Source organism: Clostridium sp. LY3-2, from assembly GCF_024705715.1.
GTDB lineage: Bacteria > Bacillota > Clostridia > Clostridiales > Clostridiaceae > Clostridium.
This window is the reverse complement of sequence record NZ_JAMDLQ010000023.1, coordinates 25,185-49,974: the sequence shown is the minus strand read 5'-3', so window position 1 is coordinate 49,974 and position 24,790 is coordinate 25,185. Positions and strand designations below refer to the sequence as shown.

At 30.2% G+C, this 24,790-nt stretch carries 21 protein-coding genes, 1 tRNA gene, 1 pseudogene and 1 other annotated feature; of the genes and pseudogenes, 7 read left to right on the top strand and 16 right to left on the bottom strand.

Features of this window, described 5'->3' with window-relative positions; genetic code table 11:
- From M4I33_RS08285 to rph, 4 genes are all read right to left on the bottom strand, one after another.
- Nucleotides 1–76, bottom strand: a tRNA-Pro gene (locus M4I33_RS08285).
- A 216-nt stretch (nucleotides 77–292) separates the two neighbouring features.
- Nucleotides 293–766 carry a metallophosphoesterase gene (locus tag M4I33_RS08280; RefSeq protein WP_194191867.1) on the bottom strand — a complete coding sequence of 158 codons (474 nt, stop codon included), beginning with the start codon at nucleotides 764–766 and terminating at the stop codon, nucleotides 293–295.
- A gap of 39 nt (nucleotides 767–805) precedes the next feature.
- The gene (locus tag M4I33_RS08275; protein WP_257916345.1) at nucleotides 806–1,411 is read right to left on the bottom strand and encodes an XTP/dITP diphosphatase; all 606 of its coding nucleotides are present in this window, start codon (nucleotides 1,409–1,411) and stop codon (nucleotides 806–808) included.
- Between the two features lie 2 nt (nucleotides 1,412–1,413).
- Complete coding sequence (gene rph, locus M4I33_RS08270; RefSeq protein WP_257916344.1) at nucleotides 1,414–2,160, bottom strand: ribonuclease PH; 747 nt, start codon at nucleotides 2,158–2,160, stop codon at nucleotides 1,414–1,416.
- Nucleotides 2,161–2,290: 130 nt separating this feature from the next.
- On the opposite strand from rph, the gene M4I33_RS08265 reads away from it, so the two are divergent.
- Nucleotides 2,291–3,781, top strand: coding sequence for a hypothetical protein (locus tag M4I33_RS08265; RefSeq protein WP_257916343.1), 1,491 nt, complete (start codon nucleotides 2,291–2,293; stop codon nucleotides 3,779–3,781).
- Between the two features lie 59 nt (nucleotides 3,782–3,840).
- Here the strand turns inward: M4I33_RS08265 and M4I33_RS08260 are convergent, their stop codons facing one another.
- Nucleotides 3,841–5,322 (bottom strand): ABC transporter substrate-binding protein, encoded by a 1,482-nt coding sequence (locus M4I33_RS08260; RefSeq protein WP_257916342.1) that lies wholly within the window; start codon nucleotides 5,320–5,322, stop codon nucleotides 3,841–3,843.
- A 139-nt stretch (nucleotides 5,323–5,461) separates the two neighbouring features.
- Here M4I33_RS08260 and M4I33_RS08255 point away from each other — a divergent pair, with 139 nt between their 5' ends.
- The gene (locus M4I33_RS08255; protein ID WP_194191862.1) at nucleotides 5,462–5,791 is read left to right on the top strand and encodes a hypothetical protein; all 330 of its coding nucleotides are present in this window, start codon (nucleotides 5,462–5,464) and stop codon (nucleotides 5,789–5,791) included.
- A 22-nt stretch (nucleotides 5,792–5,813) separates the two neighbouring features.
- On the opposite strand, the gene M4I33_RS08250 is transcribed toward M4I33_RS08255, so the two are convergent.
- From M4I33_RS08250 to M4I33_RS08240, 3 genes are read right to left on the bottom strand one after another with little or no spacing between them, the layout of a single operon-like run.
- A complete protein-coding gene (locus M4I33_RS08250) occupies nucleotides 5,814–6,089 on the bottom strand; it encodes a hypothetical protein (RefSeq protein ID WP_194191861.1) in 276 nt (91 codons plus the stop codon).
- Nucleotides 6,090–6,091: 2 nt separating this feature from the next.
- On the bottom strand, nucleotides 6,092–8,083 hold the full coding sequence (ligA, locus tag M4I33_RS08245) for an NAD-dependent DNA ligase LigA (protein ID WP_257916348.1): 1,992 nt from the start codon (nucleotides 8,081–8,083) through the stop codon (nucleotides 6,092–6,094).
- Nucleotides 8,084–8,109: 26 nt separating this feature from the next.
- Nucleotides 8,110–11,448 carry a UvrD-helicase domain-containing protein gene (locus M4I33_RS08240; RefSeq protein ID WP_257916341.1) on the bottom strand — a complete coding sequence of 1,113 codons (3,339 nt, stop codon included), beginning with the start codon at nucleotides 11,446–11,448 and terminating at the stop codon, nucleotides 8,110–8,112.
- Nucleotides 11,449–11,567: 119 nt separating this feature from the next.
- Here M4I33_RS08240 and M4I33_RS08235 point away from each other — a divergent pair, with 119 nt between their 5' ends.
- Nucleotides 11,568–12,038 carry a hypothetical protein gene (locus M4I33_RS08235; RefSeq protein ID WP_257916340.1) on the top strand — a complete coding sequence of 157 codons (471 nt, stop codon included), beginning with the start codon at nucleotides 11,568–11,570 and terminating at the stop codon, nucleotides 12,036–12,038.
- 10 nt (nucleotides 12,039–12,048) lie between these two features.
- Here the strand turns inward: M4I33_RS08235 and M4I33_RS08230 are convergent, their stop codons facing one another.
- The 3 genes from M4I33_RS08230 to M4I33_RS08220 all read right to left on the bottom strand — a co-directional run bounded on the left by M4I33_RS08230 (nucleotide 12,049) and on the right by M4I33_RS08220 (nucleotide 14,138).
- Nucleotides 12,049–12,660, bottom strand: a complete 612-nt coding sequence (locus M4I33_RS08230; protein ID WP_257916339.1) for a hypothetical protein — start codon at nucleotides 12,658–12,660, stop codon at nucleotides 12,049–12,051.
- 64 nt (nucleotides 12,661–12,724) lie between these two features.
- Nucleotides 12,725–13,534 carry an aminoglycoside N(3)-acetyltransferase gene (locus M4I33_RS08225; RefSeq protein ID WP_257916338.1) on the bottom strand — a complete coding sequence of 270 codons (810 nt, stop codon included), beginning with the start codon at nucleotides 13,532–13,534 and terminating at the stop codon, nucleotides 12,725–12,727.
- A gap of 19 nt (nucleotides 13,535–13,553) precedes the next feature.
- Entirely contained in the window at nucleotides 13,554–14,138 is a 585-nt protein-coding gene (locus tag M4I33_RS08220) for a pentapeptide repeat-containing protein (RefSeq protein ID WP_257916337.1), read from the bottom strand.
- Between the two features lie 123 nt (nucleotides 14,139–14,261).
- On the opposite strand from M4I33_RS08220, the gene M4I33_RS08215 reads away from it, so the two are divergent.
- Together M4I33_RS08215 and M4I33_RS08210 are read left to right on the top strand one after the other, a co-directional pair.
- Nucleotides 14,262–15,167, top strand: a complete 906-nt coding sequence (locus M4I33_RS08215; RefSeq protein ID WP_374707705.1) for a radical SAM protein — start codon at nucleotides 14,262–14,264, stop codon at nucleotides 15,165–15,167.
- A gap of 47 nt (nucleotides 15,168–15,214) precedes the next feature.
- Nucleotides 15,215–15,838, top strand: coding sequence for a superoxide dismutase (locus M4I33_RS08210; RefSeq protein WP_257916336.1), 624 nt, complete (start codon nucleotides 15,215–15,217; stop codon nucleotides 15,836–15,838).
- 56 nt (nucleotides 15,839–15,894) lie between these two features.
- On the opposite strand, the gene M4I33_RS08205 is transcribed toward M4I33_RS08210, so the two are convergent.
- Nucleotides 15,895–17,238: an MATE family efflux transporter gene (locus M4I33_RS08205; protein WP_257916335.1), complete on the bottom strand. Its 1,344-nt coding sequence runs from the start codon at nucleotides 17,236–17,238 to the stop codon at nucleotides 15,895–15,897.
- Nucleotides 17,239–17,357: 119 nt separating this feature from the next.
- Here M4I33_RS08205 and M4I33_RS08200 point away from each other — a divergent pair, with 119 nt between their 5' ends.
- Together M4I33_RS08200 and M4I33_RS08195 are read left to right on the top strand one after the other, a co-directional pair.
- Entirely contained in the window at nucleotides 17,358–18,236 is an 879-nt protein-coding gene (locus M4I33_RS08200; protein WP_257916334.1) for an AraC family transcriptional regulator, read from the top strand.
- Between the two features lie 138 nt (nucleotides 18,237–18,374).
- Nucleotides 18,375–20,033, top strand: a pseudogene (locus M4I33_RS08195) (glutamine--tRNA ligase/YqeY domain fusion protein).
- A 38-nt stretch (nucleotides 20,034–20,071) separates the two neighbouring features.
- On the opposite strand, the gene M4I33_RS08190 reads toward M4I33_RS08195, so the two are convergent.
- The 4 genes from M4I33_RS08190 to M4I33_RS08175 all read right to left on the bottom strand — a co-directional run bounded on the left by M4I33_RS08190 (nucleotide 20,072) and on the right by M4I33_RS08175 (nucleotide 24,779).
- Entirely contained in the window at nucleotides 20,072–20,668 is a 597-nt protein-coding gene (locus M4I33_RS08190; protein WP_257916333.1) for a TetR/AcrR family transcriptional regulator, read from the bottom strand.
- Between the two features lie 148 nt (nucleotides 20,669–20,816).
- Nucleotides 20,817–22,475 (bottom strand): glutamate--tRNA ligase, encoded by a 1,659-nt coding sequence (gene gltX / locus M4I33_RS08185; RefSeq protein WP_257916332.1) that lies wholly within the window; start codon nucleotides 22,473–22,475, stop codon nucleotides 20,817–20,819.
- A gap of 51 nt (nucleotides 22,476–22,526) precedes the next feature.
- Nucleotides 22,527–22,754: a binding site (T-box leader), on the bottom strand.
- Nucleotides 22,755–23,173: 419 nt separating this feature from the next.
- A complete protein-coding gene (locus tag M4I33_RS08180; RefSeq protein ID WP_257916331.1) occupies nucleotides 23,174–23,890 on the bottom strand; it encodes a pseudouridine synthase in 717 nt (238 codons plus the stop codon).
- Between the two features lie 139 nt (nucleotides 23,891–24,029).
- On the bottom strand, nucleotides 24,030–24,779 hold the full coding sequence (locus M4I33_RS08175) for a lytic transglycosylase domain-containing protein (protein ID WP_257916330.1): 750 nt from the start codon (nucleotides 24,777–24,779) through the stop codon (nucleotides 24,030–24,032).
- Nucleotides 24,780–24,790: the final 11 nt, after the last annotated feature.

Here is a 24,790-nt window from a genome sequence, read left to right as displayed (position 1 = left end):
TGGTCGGGGTGACAGGTCTCGAACCTGCGACCTCATGGTCCCAAACCATGCGCGCTACCATCTGCGCCACACCCCGATAATCTTTGCCGCTTCGGTGCTTTGTTTTGTTTGCCCCGTGACGACAAAAATTATTCTACATCATATTTTTATATTCGTCAACACTTTTTTATAATTAAATTTAATTTCTTATATCAATTGAGACTACAAATTCGTACAAGCCTTTATTTGAGCCATTTACCATATTTGAATAATTATAGATTAATATTATTGTTAACGATTTTAAAAGGTGAATTTAAAGCTCTTTTAAGTACGCTTTTATTTCTTTTCCCTCTTCAATCTCTAAAAATCCTACAAATCTCCCCTCACCTCTAGGTAAAGAAACACTTCCTGGATTCATAATAAGTATTCCATCTTCTTTTAAAATTATTTCTTGATGAGTGTGTCCATATAAAGCTGCATCTACTTCTAGTTCTTTAGCTTTATAAAATAATGAATTTAATCCACTCTTAACTCCATATCTATGACCATGAGTTAAAAATAATCTTTTGTCCCCTATTTTAACTATTCTCTCCTCAGGGTATAAGTCGCTGTAATCACAGTTTCCTGAAACAGCAAACACTTCTCCTTTAAAACCTTCCTCAAACCTTCTAACGTCTTCTACGTTATCACCTAAGTGTATAAGTATGTCTGCATCCTTTATCTTTTGTAGTGCTAAATTTATGTATGAATCTACCCTATGTGTATCACTTACTACTGCAACTAACATATAGACCTCTCCTTTTATCATTAAATTTCTATAGTGTTATTATAAAACTTCGTTTATTTTATCTCTTAATTTTTTTAAAGCTACTCCTCTATGGCTAACACTGTTTTTTTCTTCACTTGTAGCTTCTCCAAATGTTTTATTAAATCCTTCGTAGAAAAATAGAGGGTCGTATCCAAATCCGCCTTCTACGCTAAGCTTTTCAGTAATTTTACCTTCAACTTCACCTCTAACTACGATTTCTTTATCCTTATCGTTTATAAGAGATATTACACAAACGAATTTAGCATCTCTATTTTTAGAGTCTTTAAGTTCTCTTAATAGTTTTTTGTTATTTTCTAAATCATTTCCGTGTTCTCCAGAGTATCTAGCTGAATAGATTCCTGGCGCTCCGTTTAAAGAGTCAACAGAAAGACCTGAGTCATCAGCCATAACTATAAAATCTTTTTGCCCTTTACTTAAAAGATATTCTTTTATTTCTTTTGCTTTTTTCATTGAATTTTCTTCAAAAGTTTTTCCGTCTTCTACTACGTCTATATCTATACCCTCTTCTTTTAAAGACTTTATAGAAAGAGGGATATCTTTTAAAATTTCTTTTATTTCTTTTATTTTTTTAGAATTATTACTAGCTAGTATTAACTTTTTCATAATTAATTACCACCTGTACCTATCCATAACGCATCCATCTTTAATGCGTTTTTTTGGATTTGAATCATTTGCTTTAAGCCTTTTTCACCTAAATCTAAAAGGTCGTTAAGTTCAGTTCTAGTCATAGGACTTTCTTCACCAGTTCCTTGCACTTCTACAAACTCTCCTGAATCTGTACCTATTATATTCATATCTACCTTAGCATTTGAATCTTCTTCGTAGCAAAGGTCTAATATTTTTTCTTCTCCTAAAACTCCAACGCTTGTAGCTGCAACAAAACTTCTTATAGGATAAATTTTAAAAGGTCTTTCTTTGTGAAGTTTATTTATAGCATCAACTAAAGCTATAAAAGCTCCGCTAATTGAAGTTGTTCTAGTTCCTCCATCAGCTTGTATAACATCACAGTCAACCCAAAGAGTTCTCTCTCCTAGTGCTTTTAAATCAACAACAGATCTTAAAGCTCTTCCTATAAGTCTTTGGATTTCCATAGTTCTACCATCAACTTTTAATCTAGCTATATCTCTTATTTTTCTGTTTCCTGTAGCTCTAGGAAGCATGTTGTATTCAGCAGTTATCCAACCTTCTCCTGTTCCTTTTAAAAATGGGGGTACCCTATCTTCAACTGAAACGTTACATAAGACTTTAGTATCTCCAACTTCTATAAATACTGAACCTTCAGCATATTTAGTATAATTTCTTGTAACCTTTATATTTCTTAATTGATCATTTTTTCTGCCATCTATTCGCACAAATTTCACCATCCTAATTTAATTTCTACTCTCTCTTATATTACCTTCACACAAAATTTAAGTTTTATGCACTTTTTTTAAAACCGACTCATATTAATTAATATGAGAAATTATATTGAGGTGATATTTTTTGAGATATATAGGTCCTTTTTTCCGTATGAATAGCCTTTCACAAAAGGAAATCTGCGGTCAGCTTTTTTATTTCTCTAAAGAAGCAGTTAAAACTTTAGTTTTGAATTCAAAATGCGGTTTTATCTACTCTTCAAGAAATACGAAAAAAACTTCATCTAACAAAGATATTAGCATATTAAGTAAATTTTCACCACTATTATGCCTATACAAAAAAGCTACTCCTGAATTTGTGCATGGTAAAATTTCTAATGGTTTTGATTCATCTTCTTTTAAACGTGAATTAATTCCATATACAAATGCACTAATGACATTATCATTATTAGAACTTAGTGATTTCTACTCTGCCTTTAATGATAATTCTTTAGAAAATGAATACTGTTTAGGCTATAGAGAGCTTTGCAAAGAGCAATTAGATTTCTACTACGAAAATCTAAGAAACTCTGAAGGTATCTTTGTTACTAAAAAAAATAATATAAATAATTCATCAAAAGTTATGAGTCTTGTAGATAAAAATAGGAAATTTATCTTTAGCGACCAAGCTTTTATGATGAATGCTTATTATCTGTATTCAACATATGCTGACGACCCTGAATTGGAATCTGAATTTAAAAGCTTTTCCCTTCAAATTTTACAAATGTTTTTAGATTATAAGGATGCTTTATATAATTTATCTTTTGAAGAAGGGTTAAAAACATTACTTGCTTTTAATGTTTTTTATGATTATTCAAACCGTGAGGACGTGCTTCCTTTAATTACAGACTTAAGCGAATTCTTGTGCGATAAGTTTAGTGAAAAAGATTATTTTGAAGAGTCTTTAGATTGTTGTGCCTTGCTTTCAATAAATCTAATGTACTCCTTCGAACACACTAATATTTTGATGTTTAAAGAAAAATATACTGAGATATCTGATAAGCTAATATCTCTTTATGATGAAGATAATGGTCTAATAGAAAAATTAAATACAAAAAAAGAACTTAAATATTCTTCTTTTGATATTTGCTTTTACTTTTTATCAATACTTCTTTACTCAAAAAAGACTAATAGTGAATCTGAATTTAAGCCTATGATATCTAGTATTTATAAAAAATTTATATTAAATTCTAATATAATTACAAGCTGGCCTGAAGCTCCAAACTTAGATAGCAGTGAAAGATACAGGAATTTCTCACTTCTTTCAAAAGATATGATAGATGAGACTTTCTTTAGGATGCCAAACCTTCCTTCACCTGAATCTTCAGGAGTTTCACCTTCATTTTTGAAAGAAATATCTTATTCTATAAAGAAAGATGAATTTTCTTCTTCAAGAAGAACCTTTGATAGTGGAAGAAATATGCTTATTTTCTTTTTGATGATTCATACTTTAAAAGATGGATATTATGATGAATTGGATATAAAAGATAAGATTAATAAAAAATCTTATACTCCTTTAGAAATAGAACTTAGCGGTAATCAAAATGAAGAAGATAAAGTTAATGATAAAAATAAATAAGATAATTTTTAAAAATTTTGCCTTATTAGTGGATTAAAGTCCGCTAATAAGGCTTGTTTTTATTCTTTATTTTTAAGTTTTGAAAAATCTAAGTTTCCATAAAAATCGAATTTAAGATTCTTTATATCTCCTGAGATTGCTATGTTTCTATTTTCAAAAATAAGAGGCAGCAAAGTATAATTTGAAAAAAGGCTTTCTTCAAGTTCATTAAACTTCTCTTTTTCTGATAATTTTAATTGATCTTTAGTAAACCATTCTTTTATTGAAGTATAATAGGCCTCTCTGTCCTTAGAACCGGCTTCAGCATCCACTATAGCCATATCATACCTCTTTCTTAATTCCTTGCTCTTAAACTCTTCCTTAGAGACTAGAGAGTATCTAAAACTTATACTAGAATTCACTTTATACCAATCTTGAATACTTTTTAATATAACTCTATTTTCTATAGTGTCTTCTGCAAGCATTGTAACTACGTCAGGTAAACTTCCCTTATCTTTGTTACTCATAACCTTTCTTGCTTGAAGCTTAGTTAAATCACCCTTATCTTCTCTAAAGTAACTCCCCTCTGAAGCTTCTGCAAAGTGAGAGTTAGAAGTACTGTACTCTGATAGCGCTTCGTAGATATTGCTATATAAAGTTCTTCTAGAACTTAAAGGTAATTCTTCACTTTCGTTATTTATCCAAAGATACTTACCTTTGTTTGAAGGTGATGTTATAAGCTTATTTTCGCTAGCCAGTCTGTTTAACTGACTCTTTGGAGGATCTACTACTATATCCCTCTCCCCTACTTCATACGCAGCCATAGCAAGTTCTACGTTCTTGTCTTCAACTAACTCTATTTTAGAGATGCTGCTGTTTTTAAAGTTGTGCTCGTTTGACTTAAGTTCCATATTTCCGTCTCTTATATTAGAGATATAAAAGTCTCCAGTATAAGGTATGTTAGAGTAGTTGTTATTTAAATCTTCCCACATAACTAAAAACTTTCTAACCCTGTATTCAGGTTTTGTAAGTTCTTCTAGGAATTTATCATCTTTTTTATTAAGCCTTATAATTACACTGTTTTCAGTGCTATTAATAGCAACACCATTTTCAAAATCAACAGTACCTTTTCTATATTCTTTAGCTCCATAAACGTTAAGTAAAGCTTCTATATTCGAATCACTTTCCTCTTTTAAAAGTTCTCTAAAAAAGTCTACAACTTCGCTTGGAGTAATCTTTCTTCCATCATTCCAATAAACGTCATCTCTGATTTTAAACTCGTATTCGATTCCATTATCTCGAATATTAATCTCACTAGATAAAGACGGTTCTATCTTACCTTCTTCTGTCTTTTGAACTAGCCCCTTACTAGTTGCACAGATTATATCCTTTTCTCGTACAGTCAAGGCGCTGACATTTTTTATAGTAGTTGGAATCTTATCTAAAGCATATATTATTGAATTTTCTTCTTTTACTACAGTATTTTTTTCTATATCTATAAAACTTAAACCGGTAATTAAAATAATTAAAGTTATAACTGCAGATAAAATTATCCTCTTCATAAAACGCCTCCTTTTTCTTATATTTAATTATTAACCAAATTTTATAAGCTTAATCATAAGCTGAATATTTTTCTATGCCTTAGTTAAAATTAATAAGTAGGTGTGATATAATAATGATATATTTTAGGAGGTATTACTAATGAGTTTTATAATAGGTGCAACTTCAATCATCGGAATAATTTTTATGCTAACTTTTATGTTTATCGGAATATGGTTATTTATAATAGCTTTAAAAACTTTTAGCCAAATAAGATATAAAAACTATATTTTAGAGAAGATAAACCAAAACCTTAGTATTATCGCAAAAAGAAGTAAAATCACAGACTTAAAGTTTAAAAGTGAAGAAGATGAAGAAGATTATATTCAAAACATCTTAACAGGTGATTTTCATCTTAATAACAGCACAAAATTCGAAGATTCTTATAATGCAGAAAAAGATAATAAACATTTAGATAAAGAAAGCGAGTAGAAATTAATCTACCCGCTTTTTTTTATCTTATAAAACTTGCAATAAAAAACATAGAAGCAACTGAAATTATTAAACAAAATCCAGTGTAAATATATCTTTTATTACCGTGTTCTTCATACCAAAATCTTATAGCCCAAATTATCATAGTTATAGCTAAAACTATTTGAACTCCTAAGTATGAATTAAATATATCTCCTATATATATGAACTTGTATGATGTTAAAAATGTACAGATTATAGTTATGCAAGCTATTATACTTGATATTATAGTAAGTGTATTAATAACTTTTTTATTCATTATTACTCACCTATCATCTTTTCAAAATCATCTTCACTAAGTACAGTTACTCCAAGTTCTTCTGCCTTAGTAAGCTTTGAACCTGCTTCTTTTCCTGCTATAACGTAATCTGTCTTCTTACTTACACTTCCTGAAACTTTAGCACCTAAACTCTCAAGTTTTTCTTTTATTTCTTTTCTTGAGTATTTCTCCATAGTACCAGTTACAACGCAAGTTTTTGAAGCAAATACACTTTCTATAATCTCTTTTTCTGTGTACTTAGGTTTAACTCCAAGTTCTAAAAGTTCATCTATAGTTTTTAATACTTCTTCAGTATTAAAAAATTCTACTATACAGTTAGCTACTATATCTCCAACATCAGAAATTGCAACTAACTCTTCGAATTTTGCTTCTTTTAAACCTTCTAAGCTTTTGAAAGTTTTAACTAAGTCTTTAGCCGTTTTATATCCTACATTTTTTATTCCTAAAGCATAAACAAATGCTTCTAAAGTGCAGTCTTTGCTATTTTCTATAGAATCTAAAAGGTTTTGAGCCTTTTTAGGACCAAACTTTTCAAGTCCTATTAGATCTTCTTTGTTTAATTTATATAAATCACAGATTGATTTTATATTTAACTTTTCAAAAAGCTGCTCTGCTGTTCTTTCTGAAAACCCTGCTATATTCATAGCTTCTCTAGAAGCGTAATGAACTATAGTTTTTACTAGCTGTGGCTTACAAGATAAAGTGTTTTCGCAGAAGATATGCGCTCCCTCTTCTATTAAGTGACTTCCACAAGCTGGGCAGTTTTCTGGCGGTGTTATTTCTGTAGTGTTTTCTTGATCTTTATTAACCATTCCCATTATTTCAGGAATAACGTCATTTGAACGTCTAACAAATACTTCTCCACCGATTTTAACGCCTTTTCTTTTAATATCGTCCATATTATTTAAAGTTGCTCTCTTTACAGTAACTCCAGCTAATTCAACTGGGTCTAAAAGAGCTGTTGGTGCTACTCTTCCGCTTCTTCCAACGTTCCATTCTACATCTAAAAGAGTTGTTGTAGCTTCTTGTGCTTCGAATTTGTAAGCTATAGCCCATTTAGGGAACTTAACTGTGTACCCTAAAAGTTCACGTGTTTCCATATCATCTATAGCTAAAACTAATCCGTCTATATCGTAATTTAAATCAAATCTTATATTTTCTATATAAGATATTTCTTTTTCTATATCTTCTATAGTTTTGCATTCTTTTATATAACTATCTACAGGGAAACCTTTTTCTTTTATAAACTCAAGCATTTCTGTGTAAGTTTTAAATCCGTTTCCTTCATCATATCCTACATCATAGAAAAATGCAGAAAGGTTTCTTTTAGCTGTTTCTTTAACATTTAAGTTTCTTAAAGCACCAGCTGCTCCGTTTCTTAAGTTTTTAAGAGGAGTTTCTGATTCTTCGTTATACTTTTTTAAAGCTTCTGTTGTCATAATAGCTTCGCCGTGAACTTCAAATACGTGGTCGTAATCTACTCTAAGCGGGATAGATTTTATAGTTTTAACTTGCGCCGTAACATTTTCACCGATTTCTCCAGTTCCACGAGTAGCACCAGTTTCTAAAATCCCCTCTTCGTTATAAGTTAAGTTGATTGTAAGTCCATCAAACTTTTTAGTAGCTATATATTTAAGGTCTGGAAGGTTATGCCCTCTTTCTCTCATTTCCTTAAGGAATTTAAGGTTTCTGTTATGCCACTCTTTAATCTCTTCTATAGATTGAGCCTTATCTAAGCTCCAAAGTCTTCCTTTGTGAGTGTATTTTACAAACCCCTCCAAAACAGTATCTCCAACTCTAACTGTTGGTGAATAAGGTAAAACTAAACCTAATTCTTTTTCTAATAATTTTAATTCATCGTATTTTACGTCGTATTCTTTATCTGTAACTGTTGGATTATCTAATGTATAGTACTCATATGAATATCTATTTAACTCTTCTATAAGAGCTTCCATTCTTTTTTGTTTATCCATATTATCCATTTTCGATTCCCCTTATATTAAATTAATTCAAGTTTTGCCATTGATAACATAAGCATCTTAACACCTTGTTTATCGAAGGCTATAGTAAGCTTTTTATCATCTCCTGAAGGAGTTATTGAAACTATAGTTCCAACACCGAATTTTTCGTGCTTAACTTTTTTTCCAAGGCTTAAATTACTACTATCTAAATCTCCACCATTTGAAGGTGCACTATTAGAAGTATTTCCATAAAGACTTGAAGTATTCTTCTTAAAGCCACTTCTTAATCCGTGAGGGTTTCCATGCATAGGTTTTTCTGGTGATCCAAAGAACCCTTCTCTTGAAGCTCCGTTTGTGCTTCTTTCGTTTATATATTCTTTTAAGTCAGTTCTAATCTCATTTATAAAATCTGATTGGCTGTATGAAACTGTTCTACCAAACACCCTTCTAACTTCTGCTGATGTCATATAAAGAACTTCTTTTGCCCTTGTAATTCCAACATAACAAAGTCTTCTAGACTCTTCCATCTGCTCTTCCCTTTCGATATCACCTTTACTTGGGAATAAGCCATTTTCCATTCCTACCATAAATACATACGGGAACTCTAATCCTTTAGCACTATGGATAGTCATCATAACTACAGCATCTTCTTCCTCTTCGATTTTATCTGTGTCTTGAACTAACGATACTTTTTCTAAATACGCAGCTAATGATTTATCTTCGTCATTTCCTTTTTCAAAATCAACAGCATCTGAAACTAGTTCTTCTAAGTTTTCTATTCTAGCTTTATCTTCTATCTCTTGAGATTTTTTAAGCTCTTCTAAATATCCAGTATCTTTTAAAATAGTTTCTATAATCATAGATGGCGTCATAGTTTCTGCCATTATCATTAAGTTTTCCATAACACTTGTGAACTTTTCAATAGAACCGCAGTTTCTAGGAGTAAGAGTTGGAATAGTTCTAGCTTCTGTAAGTGCATCCCAAAGGTTTAATTCGTACATCTCTGCAAATTCTGAAACCTTATTAACAGTTGCATCACCTATACTTCTCTTTGGTACGTTTATAACTCTTTTTATACTTATATCATCTTGAGGGTTAACTAATATTTTAAGGTAAGCTAAGATATCCTTAATTTCTTTTCTATCATAGAACTTAGTTCCTCCGATTATCTTATAAGGTATACCTCTTCTTCTAAACCCTTCCTCAAATATACGTGACTGAGCATTAGTTCTGTAAAGAACTGCAAAATCGTTGTAGTTTTTATCACTTTCTCTAGCTCTTATGTTTTGAATCTCTCTACCTGCAAAGTCTCCTTCTTCTCTATCTGAATAAGCTCTATAAATCTTAACTTTGCTTCCTGGTTCTTGAACTGTTCTAAGAGCTTTTGATTTTCTTCTTGAGTTATTAACTATAACAACATTTGCTGCATCTAATATATTTCCCTTTGATCTATAGTTTTGCTCAAGCTTTATAACTTTACAGTTTGGATAGTCTTTTTCAAACTCTAATATATTAGTTATATCAGCGCCTCTCCATTGATAGATGCAGTTATGAACTACTATCCCATTTGAGATATAGTTTCTAGTTCCCTCTATATTTAAGTCATATACTTTACCTTTGTATGGAACTAATTCTACGCTTTTAACTTTTTCACTAACTATTTTTTCTCCGTCAAACCTTGCTACAAACATTCCTTCTTTTATACTACCTAAAGGCATAAAAGCAAAACTGCTATCTTCTGTAATTTTTGCTCTCTTATGAATTTCAAAAGTATCATCTGTTTCTAAAAGTCTTCTTGTAAATACTTCAGCTTCATCATAAACCGCTCTTTCAGTTTCAATTCTGAAAGTTTTTGCTTTACCATCTCTTACTTTAAAACCAGCCTTTATAAATCTTTCTTTACTTTCATCGTCTGATGTATTAAGTCCGATTCTATGACTAAAGATACCTTCACTATTAGTTTTTCCTCCAAAGAATGTTAAGTTTATTCTCTTTCTAACAGATTGCCCTCTTATAACTGCACCGTTTAAATGGTGAGGGTATTCTTTGTATAGATAGTTTTCATCCATAAGCTTTTCAGCTCTAGATATAGTATCTATATCTTCAAATAACTCTTTTATCTTTTCTTCTGGTATTTGAAGTCTTTTGCCCTTAGCTTCAAACACTAAAGTTGGAAGCCCATATTTTGCCGCAAAAAATTCTTCGTAATAACTAGCTTCACCTACGCTATCACAAACCTTAATTACCCACATCTTATCAGCTTTTTCACCATTTAGTCTTACAGCTAATCCGCTAGCTTTTCTGTTTTCTCTTCTACTTATTATTGAAGAAGTTCTTCCTATTCTATATCCAAAGCCTTTTTTATACATTAAATAAACATAGTATTTATTTTCTTCTAAATTTATTTTAGAAAAAGTAATGTGATTTGGAGTACCTTCTATAATGTTTCCACTATCAGTAGTAATTTTAATTAAGTCTCCATCATATTCTCTACTTTTAATTTCTGAGATTTCTTTTGAACTTACTTTTCCATTTCCTATAGCTGAAAGTATTTTATCTGTAGTTTTTAAATCTTCTACTTTTTTAAGTCCATCTAAAGTGTTTATAAAACTACCTTCTTTTAAACATTGGTCATCATCTCCTACAACGCAAATGTTTTTATTTCTTTCTGCTAAAAGTCTTACTAATTCGTATTGAGCACCGTTTGTATCTTGATACTCATCAACCATAATATATTTGAATTTATTTTGATAAAATTCTAAAACATCAGGGTTCTTTTTAAATAACTCTACTGTTTTTCCTATAAGGTCATCAAAATCTAAAGCATTATTTTCTTTAAGCCTCTTTTGATACATTTCGTATACATCTGCAATTTTATTTTCTCTAAAATTAGACTCGTGTTCTCTTTTAAATGCAGCTGGTGAAATCATGCTATCTTTAGCTCTTCCAACCTTACCCATAATCTCTTGAAGAGTTATATCTTTATCGTTTATTTGAAGAGCTTTCATGCATTCTTTATATAAAACCTTTTGGTCTGATGTATCGTATATTGTAAAGCTAGTTTTATATCCTAATTTATCAATATCTCTTCTAAGTATTCTTACACAAGTTGAGTGGAAAGTTGAAATCCACATATCATCAGCTTTTTCACCGACTATAGACCTAACCCTATCCCTCATCTCTTTTGCTGCTTTATTTGTAAATGTTATGGCTAATATTTTCCACGGGAAAATCCCAAGGTCTTCTATCATATGAGCCATTCTATATGTTAAAACTCTTGTCTTTCCTGAACCTGCCCCTGCAAGAATCAGTACTTGCCCATCAACAGTTGTTGCACCCTCATATTGTTCTTTATTTAATAATGATTTTAAATCCAAACCATTTCCTCCTTTCTTGATTATTAAAATATTATATCATACATATTAATTAAATAATAAAGTCTTATGATATAATTTATCTGTAAACTTGTACATATTAATTATCTTGGAGGATTTAAATGAAACTTAGAAAAATCATACCTATTTTATTTATTTTATTAAGCTTGTTTTCCTTTGTAGGATGCACAAATTCTAAAGAAAATACTGACGAAGTTTTAAAATATTCAACTCCTATTGTAGAGAATGTTTTAGAATCGGTTAACAGTTTAGATTACGATTCTTTAAAAGATAAACTATCAAAAGAAATGCTTGAAATGATGAAAGATAAAGAAAGTTTTATTTCTTTAATGATGCCTATAAAAGGCAAGATAGGTGATTATGAAGCTGGAAGTTTAAAGTTTGTTGAATCTATGAAGAAAAAGGATTATATAAGCATGCTTTACGAAGCTAATTTCTCTTCTGAAAAAGAGCCTGTTATGATTTCAGTTACTTTTAAAGATGACGATAAAGAACATAAAATCCAAGAACTTTATATAAACTCACCAAAGATACAAGAACTAGCTAAAAATAATAAAGATGCCTTAAAATAGGCATCTTTTTTTATACTGATATACTTATATTACTTAATATTCCTTTACCAATCATTTCAGAAAGCATATTGCAAACAACTTCATTATTCATAAGATTTTTTATATTAGGATCCTCTATATTATCTGAAGTGTTTAATTTTCCGTCTTCTCCTAATGAAAGGTTAGTTTTTATTCCTCTTTTTCTATCTCTTTCTAATCTCTCATCTTCTGCTTCTTTTATATAATCTAGCATAGTTTTAGAAGCATTTCTCATAAGCCTTTTTTCCTCTTCACTAAGGGGTGATTCAAACCTTTGTCCGTTAATAACTACCCAGCGTTTTTCTGTATCTTTTCCCATCTCACTCCACTGGTATTCTTTGTTGTTTGTTGAAAAGTCCATAATTTTTAATATAGTACCTGTATCAACGTACACAGTTGAGTTTATAGGAACGTGCTGATTTAGTTTTCCACTTATATTTAAAATCTTTTTCCCTTTGTTTGATATATCGATAGAATCTCCTACCTCTTCTTTTTTTAATAAAGAATCTTCGCCTTTAGGTATACTTATTCTATTTATATTATCAGTATTGTTTAATGTATTTACTTCCCCTTTGTAAATATTCTTTACTTTATCAATCATCATATTATATTCCCCCTTATATTCTAAGAATACATCTCATATAATTATCGATTTTTAATTTAATTAATTAATACTCTCTATTTGTAAAAAATTCCTCTGAAAAATCAACACAATCTCTTTGACTCATTACAAGAGTTTTTGAGTTTCCAAGCTTATATTCTTTTATCTTACCTTTTTCTTCTAAACCTTCTCCTATAAAGTAAAACATCTCTGTTCTAAAATCTATATCATCAAAAACTTTAAATTCTCTTTTTCCATCAATAATTACAGGTGCAGCGTTTTTTGACTTTTCAAAGTTCCCTGCCCTATACTCTCCTAAATGGCAAGACGTATTTCTCTCCATATCTACACCTATTAAAAGTATTTTCCCGTCTAAATCGTATACTCTACCTAAAGGTGAAGTATCAGAAAGGGAATAATCTAAACTGTGATTATCTGTTACGAAATCTTTATTTTTACCGTAAGCTGCAAAAGAAACAGTAGGGTGATAACTTCTCTTTACACCTTCAAAGTTTCTAAAACACTCAACTATTTCTCCCATCCCGAAGGTTTTAGTAGTTTTAGGGTCAAAAGCTGGTAGTTCTTCTCTAATTAATTCAAACCATTCTTTTGGAACTTCAGGGTTACTCCAAAATACAGGGTCACATAAATCTCCAGAGTGAGTTGGCATAACGATAGTTCCTTCTTCTGTAACTACATCTATAAGAGCTCTAATTACAGTATCTCCTCCACCAAGCACATACCCTATAGAACTTAGCGATGAATGAACTAAAACTGTATCACCTTTTTTAAGTCCCATATTTATAAATTCTTCTCTTAAGGATTTTCTAGTGCTTGGCACTTTAGTTTCTTTAATTATTTTTTCTATTCTTCCCATTTATATAATCTCCTGTCTTTTATTTTATGATTATATCAAAATCATCTAGAAGACTTAAAACATCAGGCATACTAAACTTTGCTTTCTTTATATTGTTTCTAACTGGATTAATCCTATAATTAAAGCTCTCCATAAAGTTTGCCTTACATAAATTAGTATTTTCAAAAATACTCTCTTCTAAACTAGATTTGTTAAAATTTGCTTCTCTCATATCTGCATTTATAAAATCAGTCCCAAACACATTACATTCTATAAATCTTATCTTTGGAACCTTTAAATCAGCAAAGCTACAGTTTTGTATTAAGCACTTTGAAAATTCAAAATCTAAAATAAATCTATCACATTTAGTAAAATCAATTCCTACAAGCTTACAGTCTTTAAAAAGTACTCCTCTTAATTTCGAATCATTAAATTTAGTTAAACTTAAATTACATTCTATAAATTCAGAGTTATCAAAAGTAGTCTCTCTAAAATCTGCTGAAGAAAAGTCGCAATTTCTAAAAATGCAATTTTCAAATACTCTATCTATAATATTTTTATTTCTTCCCTCAACCCTTTTAAACTCTTCGCCTTCATATTCAAACTCAAAGAAATTTTCTTCCATAATTTTAAACTCCCTTTCATAACATAATTTAATTATATGTATTATCTCTATATTAGTTTGATTATATAATTTTATAGGAATATAATCTACTTAAAACAAACTTATTTTTTAAGAGGGATAAATATGTTAGATTCATTAAAAAACTGTAATTTATGTATTAGAAACTGTAATGTAGATAGAACATCTAAAAAACTTGGAGTATGTAACTCTTCTGATAAAATAATGGCAGCAAGAGCAGAGCTTCACCTTTTTGAAGAACCTCCTATATCTTTTGGAAAAGGTTCTGGAACTGTGTTCTTTTCAAACTGCAATTTAAAATGTGTGTTTTGTCAAAACCACGAAATAAGTCAAGAACATAAAGGAAAAGAGATTTCTATAGAGGATTTATCAAATATATTTTTAAATCTTCAAGAAAAAGGTGCAAGTAATATAAACTTAGTTACACCAACTCATTATGTTCCTCAAATAATAGAAGCTTTAAAAATCGCAAAATCTAAAGGTTTAAATTTACCTATTCTTTATAACACAAATAGCTATGATTCTTTAGAAACTATAAAAGCTTTAGATGGGTTTATAGATATATACCTTCCCGATTTTAAGTATTTTAACGAAAAGTTTGCAATTAAATACTCAAAAGTAAAAGGTTATAAAGACAACGCTATAGAAATACTTAAAGAGATGTTTAGGCAAGTTTCTAAAAATCAATTCGATGAAGATGGAAGAATGATAAAAGGAATGATTATAAGGCATTTAATGCTTCCTGGGCTTTTATTTGATTCAAAAAAAATAATAGATACTATTTATAGCATGTTTAAAGATGATGTATATATTAGTATAATGAGCCAATACACCCCTATGTATAACGCATTTTCATATAAAGAAATTTCTAAACCTTTAAATCCTAAGGTTTACGATACCTTAATTGATTATGCTGCATCACTTGGGATTAAAAACGCTTTTATACAAGATAGTGAATCTAGTTCTACTGAATATGTACCATCATTTAACTTTCAAGGATTAGATAATTAATGTATTTTTAATTATAAATTATTAATAATAATACTGAGGTGATATTTATGACAAACGAATTTACTTTAAAACCATTACCATTTGAATACGATGCTTTAGAACCTGTAATAGATAAAGCAACAGTTACTATACACCACGACAAGCATCAACAAACTTACGTTGATAACTTAAACAACGCATTAAAAAAACATCCAGACCTTTTTAATTATAGCTTAGGTGAATTATTAAAAAATTTAGATAAGGTTCCAGATGATATAAATGCAGCAGTTATTAATAACGCTGGTGGAGTTTATAATCACGAATTCTACTGGGAAGGGCTAAAGAGTCCTTCTAAAGAAGAACCAACTGGTTCTTTAAGAATAGCTATCGAAAAAGCTTTTGGATCTTTTGAAGGGTTTAAAAAAGAATTTAAAGATGCAGGACTTACTCAATTTGGTTCAGGTTGGGCTTGGTTAATTTTAGATGAAACTAATTCACTAAAAATAATCAAAACTCCAAACCAAAACTGCCCTTTGTCTACAGATGAAGTTCCACTTTTAACTGTAGACGTTTGGGAGCATGCTTATTACTTAAAATATCAAAACAAGCGTGCAGAATACTTAGATAACTTTTTCGATATAATAAATTGGAATATAGTATCAGAAAGATTCGATCTTGCTACAAGATTATAATTAAAAATTTAGGTCTATAACACTATTTGTTCTAATGTTATAGACCTATTTTTATTTTAATACTTAATAAAGCTTTTATTTTCCCACTTTCTATTTTTCCACCTAGAGAAAACTAAAACTCCTCTAAAGCATTCATCTATAGTAAATGCAATCCACATCCCTACAAGACCTAGCCCGAGTTTTATCCCCAAGATATATCCAAGTCCTACAGCAAAAAACCACATAGAAAATATTCCAATATAAACTGGGAATTTAACATCACCTGTAGCACGCAGTGCATTTATCCCTACTATATTCATAGTTCTTCCTTGTTCTAATATAAAGTCTACAATTAGAATATAGCCTCCTAATATAACTATTTCAGGGCTGTCTGTAAGTATTTCTAATAAAGGATGACTAAATATAGCTAAAGCTCCACTTATTATTATAGTTACTATTAAAGACTTCTTTAAAGCATAGAGATAGACTTTATATGCCGTATCATTTTCTCTTTCTCCAACTAACTTCCCAACTATAATACTGCTACCTTGTCCCATAGCTACCGCAAAGATAAAGGCAAATGTAGATAAAGTTGATATATAACTTTTTGTAGCCACACTCTCTACCCCTATAGTATTTATAAATCCAGTTATAACAAGTTGAGAAAGGCTATAAGATATCTGTTCTCCAGCTGATGGTATCCCAATTTTAAATATATTTATTAAATGTAACTTTGGAAAAGGGAATAGATTTTTAAATTTAAAATCTTTTAAGATGTATTTATAACATACAACAAAAGCTATTATTAATCCTATTATCCTACTTATTGTAGTTCCAAGGGCTGCTCCGCTTACTCCAAGTGATGGGAACCCAAACTTTCCAAAAATAAATATATAATTTAAAACAACATTTATTATATTCATTATAAATGTTATCTTCATACAAACCTTAGTTAAACTGTGAGACCTTAAAATAGCAGTTAAAGTCATAAGAGTTGCTTGAACGAAAGTGAACCCTCCGACTATATCAATATATTGAGTCCCTAAAGTTACAAGTTCATCTGGGCTATTTAATAATTTTAAAAGTTCTCTTCCTCCTAAAAATAATAAAATACTTATAATTGCACCTAAAATAAAGTTAACTCCTATAGAAATCCCACTTATATTTAAAATATCTTTTTTAGAGCTTTTGGCTCCTATATTTTGAGCTAAAAGTATTGCAGTTCCTGCTGTTATAATTCCAAACATTAAATTTATTAGCCAAATAATCTGATTTGTTATCCCGACAGCTGCAACGGCTGAATCTGAATACCTTCCAAGCATTAAGGTATCCATACTTCCAAGCAGCGACATAAGAAGTGTTTCTATGAAAATTGGCCAAGTTATATCTTTTAAATTAGTAGTTATTTTTTTATCTAACAAAATTATATCCCCCTTCCCTATTTCTTCTGCTATTATAGTATTATAATGACATCTAATTATTATTTCTCGAACATTTATGCTAACCAATATAACTATATTGCTATAAGGAAGTGTTTGCTTTGAAAAATTCAAAATATGTAGATTTAAAAGAAAAGAAAACTCACGGTGACTTTGATATATTTATGGATATTTATGAGGGGGTTTCAGTTTCTGCAAAGGACAACTACCTTCACTGGCATGATGAAATGGAGATAGTCTATATACATTCTGGGACTGGGAAAATCCACGTAGATTTAAAAGAATATTACGTAAAGCCTAACGATTTAATATTTATAAGCCCAACTTCCCTGCATTATATGAGTAGTTCTAGCACAGAAGAATTAAAATACGAGGCTATAGTTTTTGATTTAAGTATGTTTTTAAGTTCTAAATTAGACTCGTCTTCTTCTATTTTTATTAAATCACTTATAAATGATAAGATATTATACCCGATAATTAATAGTGATAATTTTAAAAACTATAATTTACTTTTAGAATATATTTTAAAGATATCTTCTGAATTTAAATCTAAAGATTACTCTTATCAGCTTAAAATTAAAGGCTATTTCTTTTTATTATTTTCTATTTTATTTGAAGATAATATAATTTCAAATAATAAAAGTTCTGTTATTAATAATGAGAAGTTAGAAAAAATTAAATCTGTAATTATGTATATTAAAAATAATTACAATAATCCTATTAAAATAAAAGACTTAGCTAAAATCTCAGGCTATAGCGAATATTATTTTATAAGATTTTTCAAAAATCAAACAGGAAAAACAGCTACAAACTTTATAAATTCAATACGGATAGAAAAAGCTATAAATCTATTAAAGTCTACAAATCTTTCCATAACGGACATAGGTTTTGAGACAGGATTTTCCGATGTTTCGTATTTTATAAAGATTTTTAAATCATTTACGGGAAGTTCCCCTGCGTCTTATAGGAAATCTGTATAAAATGGGGTACTAAAGGAAAACTTTCACTTTATTTTTTGTCTAGATTGGATTAAAATTAAAGGTAAATGTATAATATAAAGACATGAACTTAGAGTTTTTTTAACTCTATCAAATAAATTACAGGAGGGGTATACTTTTATGTCAAATGAGAATATCTCATCAAACTTTATTAGAAACATAATAGTAGAAGATTTAGAAACTGGTAAGCACGATAGTATTATTACTAGATTCCCACCAGAACCTAACGGTTACCTACATATAGGTCACGCTAAATCTATATTATTAAACTTTGGACTTTCAAAAGAATTCCACGGAAGAACTAATTTAAGATTTGATGACACAAACCCATTAAAAGAAGATACTGAATATGTTAAATCTATAGAAGAGGATGTTAAATGGCTAGGTTGTAACTGGAATGAACTTCATTTTGCTTCAAACTACTTCCAAACAATGTATGAAAAAGCCCAGCTTCTTATAAAAAAAGGTTTAGCTTATGTTTGTGACTTAAGCCCTGAAGAAATGAAAGAATACAGAGGAACTCTTACTGAACCTGGTAAGAACAGTCCTTATAGAGATAGAAGTGTAGAAGAAAACTTAGACCTTCTTGAAAGAATGAAAAACGGTGAGTTTGAAGACGGTTCTAAAGTTTTAAGAGCTAAAATAGATATGTCTTCACCAAACCTTAATATGAGAGACCCTATAATCTATAGAATTTCTCATTCAGTTCACCACAACACAGGTGATAAATGGTGCATCTACCCTATGTATGACTATGCTCATCCTTTAGAAGATGCTATAGAAAACATTACTCATTCTATCTGTACTCTTGAATTCGAAGATCACAGACCTTTATATGACTGGGTAGTAAAAGAATGTGAAATGGAATCAGCACCTAGACAAATAGAGTTTGCTAGACTTAACATGACTAACACAGTTATGAGTAAGAGAAAACTTAAACAATTAGTTGATGAAGCTGTAGTTGACGGTTGGGATGACCCTAGAATGCCTACTATATCAGGCCTTAGAAGAAGAGGTTACACTCCAAACTCAATTAGAAACTTCTGCTCAGCTATAGGTGTTGCAAAGAACAACTCAACAGTTGATTCTCAAATGCTTGATTACTTCTTAAGAGAAGACCTTCAACCTAAAGCTCACGCTATAATGGGAGTAACTAATCCTATTAAAGTAGTTATAACTAACTACCCTGAAGGTCAAGTAGAGATGCTTGAAATGTCTAACCACCCAAAAGACGAAACTATGGGAAAAAGAATGGTTCCATTCTCAAGAGAAATATATATCGAGAAGGATGACTTTATGGAAAATCCTCCAAAGAAATATTTCAGACTATTCCCTGGTAACGAAGTTAGACTTAGAGGAGCTTATTTCGTAAAATGCACTTAAGTAATTAAAGATGAAAATGGTGAAATAAAAGAAATTCACTGTACTTACGACCCTGAAACTAAGAGTGGTTCAGGATTTACAGGAAGAAAAGTAAAAGGAACAATCCACTGGGTTGAAGCTAGTACTGCTATTCCTTGTGAATTTAGATTATTTGAACCTTTAATATTAGATGATGAACCTGAAAACGAAGGAAAACATTTCTTAGAGCAAATAAACCCTAATTCTTTAGAAGTTTTAGAAGGTTTTGTAGAACCTGAAGGAATCAAAGGATTAAACCCATTAGACAAAGTTCAAATGGTTAGAAACGGATTCTTCTCAGTAGATAACAAACTTACTACTTCTGACAAATTAGTTTTCAACAGAATAGTACCTTTAAAATCATCATTCAAATTATAATAAAAAAGGCTTTGAAATTTCAAAGCCTTTTTTTATATCTAAATTTCTATTCCTTTAAAGTATCTTTCAAGAGTACTAAGTCCTTCTTTTATAGGATCAAAATCTCCGTTTCTTAAGCACCAAGAGTAAACAGTTCCCCTTATTATATTAGCTATCTCGTTTGAAATAGTTAAACTACTTACATCTTTAGTTATCTTTCCTAAATCTTGTCCTTCTTCTATTGCACTTCTTAAAAGCATAGGCGATTTTCTTTCGTTTGATGTGAAATAATCATTATCACTAGTCAATTGACTTTTATAAAACTGAGTAGTTATTTTAAGTCCTTTTCTTATAGGATAACTTATCTGCTCTGAAACTATTTTTAATATCTTATCTTTATAGTCCCCTTCAAAATACCCTTCTTTTTCTAGCCTTTCAAAATGCTTATCTAACTCTTTATAAGCCTCTACTATTATAAAATCTAAAGATTTATAGTAGTAATAAAAAGTTCCAACAGCTACATTTGCTCCCTTACAAATCTTATTTATAGTAATATTTTCAAAACCTATAGTTTGCATTAGCTCCATAGCTGTATCATATATTTTTTTCTTAGTTTCTATAGCTTTAATTTGCCTGCTATTTAAATTTGTATACATTATTATTCCTCCTTAAAAGACTTCCCCTAGTCAATTAATCAATAGTATATCATAAACATGTCCTATTAAAAATAGTTGAAATTTTTGATAACTTAAAAGGGATATCAAACTAAAATAAGTTTAATATCCCTTTATTAATAAATATATTTTATAAGTTTAAGAATTTATCGAATCTTTCTCTTACTTTTTCTTCTCCCATAATTTGCATTATGATGTAAAGGTCTGGAGTGTTAGTTCTGTGAGTGATTGCAGCTCTAACTGAACCTGCAACGTCTGAAACCATTCCTTTAAACTTTTCTGGTTCGGCTTTGAATTCTTTTCTGTTTGTAGCAAATCCAAGGTCTATTGCTACTGCTTTTAATTCTTCAAACCAAGTATCTTTATCAGTGTTGAAGTTATAAGCTTTTTTGTATCCTTCTACTACTTCTTTAGCTAATGCTAAATCTACAGTTTTAGGAAGTTCTATTTCTTCAGCTTTTTCTTTATCGAATAACTCGTCAAAGTAGAAGAAAATCTTTTCTTTAACTTCATTCCATTTTCCAAAGTCTTTTCTAGGTTTAGGACCGTCTTTTTCTATATTAAATGCAGCTTTAATCATAGCTTCGTTTTCTACTACTAAATCATACATTTCTTTATCGAAATCTTTAGCCCAAGTAGTGTATTTATCATAAACCTGTTCTGCTTTCATCTTACAGATTACGTTTTTAGAAACGTCGTGTAATTTAACTATATCGAATAAAGCACCTGATTTACTCATGTGGTCAAGTTCTACTTTGAAGTCGTGGTAATCAGCATCTGGGTTTTCAGCTCTCCACTCTTCGTAGCTTGAGTTTATGATGTTTAGAAGGTATTCTATAACTGATTCAGCTGGATATCCTTCTTCTCTGTAGTAACTTACAGCACTTTCTGGATCTTTTCTTTTTGAAAGTTTTCTTTTTGAACCGTTCTCTGATTTCATTATAGTTGGAACGTGAGCGTAGTTTGGAGTTTCAAATCCTAAAACTTCGAATAATTGAAGGTGGATAGGTAATGATGATAACCACTCTTCTCCTCTTATAACGTCAGTTGTGTGCATTAAAGCATCATCTATAGCGTGTGCAAAATGGTAAGTTGGAAGTCCGTCTGATTTAATTATAACTATATCTTGAACGTTCTCTGGGAAAGATATATCTCCTTTTATTAAATCGTGGAATTCTACTCTGTTTTCTTCTTTTCCAGGAGATTTTAATCTTAAGATATATTCTTCTCCGTCTTCGATTCTCTTTATAGCTTCTTCTACTGGAAGATTTCTATAAACAGCATACTCTCCGTAGTATCCTGGAGTTATTTTTTCTGCCATTTGCTTTTCTCTTATATCGTTTAATTCTTCTGGAGTACAGAAGCAAGGGTACGCTAAACCTCTTTTTACTAAGTCTTTTGCAAATGCGTGATAAATTTCTTTTCTTTTACTTTGTCTGTATGGACCGTAGTTACCTTTAGAAGTTTCTTCTCCAGTTTGACCTTCGTCAAATTCCATACCAAAGTTATGCATAGTTTCTATAGTATCTTGGATTGCTCCTTCAACTTCTCTTTTTTGGTCTGTATCTTCTATTCTTAAGTAAAAGATTCCTTCACTTTGGTGAGCTAATCTTTCGTTTATAAGAGCAGCATATACTCCTCCTATATGTTGGAATCCTGTAGGACTTGGAGCATATCTTACTACGTGTGCTCCTTCTTTAATGTCTCTCTTTGGATACATTTCTAAATAATCGTTTGGTGTTTTTAATTCATCTTTAAAGATTAAATTAGCTAATTGTTCTCTACTCATCTTATCTCCCTCTTTCTATAAAAGTTTATAAAAAAAAGCCTATCATCCAAAAAATAGGACGAAAAGCTACACTTTACGCGGTACCACCTAATTTAGTTAGCTTAAGCTAACTCTCTTAAGACCTCTTTAAGGTGAGGTAAATCCCAAAACTTACTACGAAATTATCTTTCAGTTTTATGCTCCTAAGCTTCCTTCTATGCTTTCAAATATTAGGCTCTAACCATCCCTAACTCGCTTTTAAATGAAGTTACATATACTCTTCTTAATCAATGCAAAATTTATTCTTTTAACTCATATAATTATACATATATTATAAGTAGTTGTAAATATATTATACTTCTTCTTTATTTTTTATCGTAATTTGTCGATTTAATATCTGCAAGGTAATTCTCGTATTAATATTTTTTTGCAAGATAACTTTCATTGAAAATTTATCAATATTATCTCACTTTTTTACAAATTTAACAAAAGACGTTTAATGTAAACTTTTTCTTTTGCGCAAAACAAAAACGTAACCCTTGGGGCCGGGTTACGTTCAATCAATAAGCAATAAATAAAAAGGGGGCTATATATCCTTTTATTTATCCTTGCAACAAATATTATATGTTAATCACTAATTAAATGCAAGTATTTTTGTAAAATATATTCAACTTTTGGTAAATTATGAATGTTTTTCTTGCATTATTAAAGAACTTTCGTTAAAAGCTCTTTAAATGAGTTATTTCCTCGTCTGTAAGCTCTCTATATTCGCCTTCTTCTAGCTCAGGATCAAGCTTTAAACCGCCAAATTCGATTCTTTGTAAGTATGTGACAGACTTGCCTACAGCCTCAAACATCCTTTTAACTTGGTGGAACTTTCCTTCGTGTATAGTTATGTGAATTTCTGAACCTTCATCTGAAGAATTTAGAACTTCAAGTTTCGCTTCCTTGCAAAGATAACCATCATCTAAAGTTATACCATTTTTAAACTTTTCAATATCTGATTCTGTTACTTTTTTATCTATTTTTGCAAAGTAAACTTTGTCTACTCCCCATTTTGGTGATATAAGTCTGTGATTTAACTCACCGTCATTTGTTAAAAATAAAAGCCCTACAGTATCTTTATCTAATCTCCCTACTGGGAATGGATCAAATGCTTGGTGGTCAACGTATAATAAATCAATTACAGTTTCGTCTCTACTATCGTGAGTTGCTGAAACCACTCCATCTGGTTTATTCATCATAAGATAAATATGCTTTCTATAAAATAATTCTTCCCCATTAATTTTTATAACTGAATTTTCAGGATCTATTTTCATTTTGTTGTCTTTAACTATCTCTCCATCAACTTCTACTAACTTTTTCTTTACAAGATCTTTAACTTCTTTTCTACTTCCGTATCCTAAGTTAGAAATAATTTTATCTAATCTTTCCAATAGAAACACCTCATACTTTCTAAATCTCTTATCTATTCTATTACTTATTGTTATTATGGTCAAATAAAAGTACCTTTACTTAATTTTATACTTTTCTATAATCAAAAAAAATGTTGGATTTAAATCCAACATCTTTTTATTAAATACTTTTAGTACCAAAATCTCTATAGTATCCCATAACCTTTGGGACATAATTTCTAGTTTCACTTGGCATTTTATAAAGGTCACTCGTTGAACTTACGCCTCTTCTTTGCATTGTTCCAGAACCTGCGTTATATGCCATAAGTGCCATCTCTTTACTTCCGTTATATTGCTTTATTTTTTGGCTTATATATTTAACTCCGCCTTTTATATTATCATCTATATCGTAAGGATTTTTAACCCCTAAATAACTTGCAGTTTCAGGCATAAGTTGCATAAGCCCCATAGCACCAACTGGTGAAGTATCTTTAGGATTAAAATTTGATTCAGCTTTAATTATTCCAAGTACAAAGTTTGGGTCCACCCCATATTGTTTTGAATATTTATTTACTGATGCATAGATTTGTTTCATTTTAGCATCCTCTGTAACTGGATTTACTTCTTTAATATTACTTAGTTCTTGCCCTTTAATATTATTACTAGAACTCGCACTTAGCTTTTCACTTGCATATTGGTTTTTATAATCAGCTTGACCAATTAACATATCCATAGCTTGTAAGTTTTGTCCAGGGATACTGCTCATTATATTATCACTTAACTTTTGTGAATCTTCGTTTTGAGATACAGCCTTTAAAAGTGATTGGTAAAGAACGTCAAATTGCATTCCGTCTCCAGCTGCACTTTTTAAAACTTTACTCATAAGGCCCATCTTAACCATCATATCAGTACTGATTTTGTTTAATTCCATTCTAATCCTCC

Coding starts and splice junctions, on each gene's coding strand:
- M4I33_RS08190 (WP_257916333.1), bottom strand. CDS start 20,668: ATGTATACAAATTTAAATAGCAGGCAAATTAAAGCTATAGAAACTAAG.
- M4I33_RS08220 (WP_257916337.1), bottom strand. CDS start 14,138: ATGGAAGAAAATTTCTTTGAGTTTGAATATGAAGGCGAAGAGTTTAAA.
- M4I33_RS08230 (WP_257916339.1), bottom strand. CDS start 12,660: ATGATGATTGATAAAGTAAAGAATATTTACAAAGGGGAAGTAAATACA.
- M4I33_RS08260 (WP_257916342.1), bottom strand. CDS start 5,322: ATGAAGAGGATAATTTTATCTGCAGTTATAACTTTAATTATTTTAATT.
- M4I33_RS08250 (WP_194191861.1), bottom strand. CDS start 6,089: ATGAATAAAAAAGTTATTAATACACTTACTATAATATCAAGTATAATA.
- M4I33_RS08175 (WP_257916330.1), bottom strand. CDS start 24,779: ATGGAATTAAACAAAATCAGTACTGATATGATGGTTAAGATGGGCCTT.
- M4I33_RS08215 (WP_374707705.1), top strand. CDS start 14,262: ATGTTAGATTCATTAAAAAACTGTAATTTATGTATTAGAAACTGTAAT.
- ligA (WP_257916348.1), bottom strand. CDS start 8,083: ATGGATAAACAAAAAAGAATGGAAGCTCTTATAGAAGAGTTAAATAGA.
- M4I33_RS08280 (WP_194191867.1), bottom strand. CDS start 766: ATGTTAGTTGCAGTAGTAAGTGATACACATAGGGTAGATTCATACATA.
- M4I33_RS08275 (WP_257916345.1), bottom strand. CDS start 1,411: ATGAAAAAGTTAATACTAGCTAGTAATAATTCTAAAAAAATAAAAGAA.
- M4I33_RS08225 (WP_257916338.1), bottom strand. CDS start 13,534: ATGGGAAGAATAGAAAAAATAATTAAAGAAACTAAAGTGCCAAGCACT.
- M4I33_RS08210 (WP_257916336.1), top strand. CDS start 15,215: ATGACAAACGAATTTACTTTAAAACCATTACCATTTGAATACGATGCT.
- gltX (WP_257916332.1), bottom strand. CDS start 22,475: ATGAGTAGAGAACAATTAGCTAATTTAATCTTTAAAGATGAATTAAAA.
- M4I33_RS08255 (WP_194191862.1), top strand. CDS start 5,462: ATGAGTTTTATAATAGGTGCAACTTCAATCATCGGAATAATTTTTATG.
- M4I33_RS08235 (WP_257916340.1), top strand. CDS start 11,568: ATGAAACTTAGAAAAATCATACCTATTTTATTTATTTTATTAAGCTTG.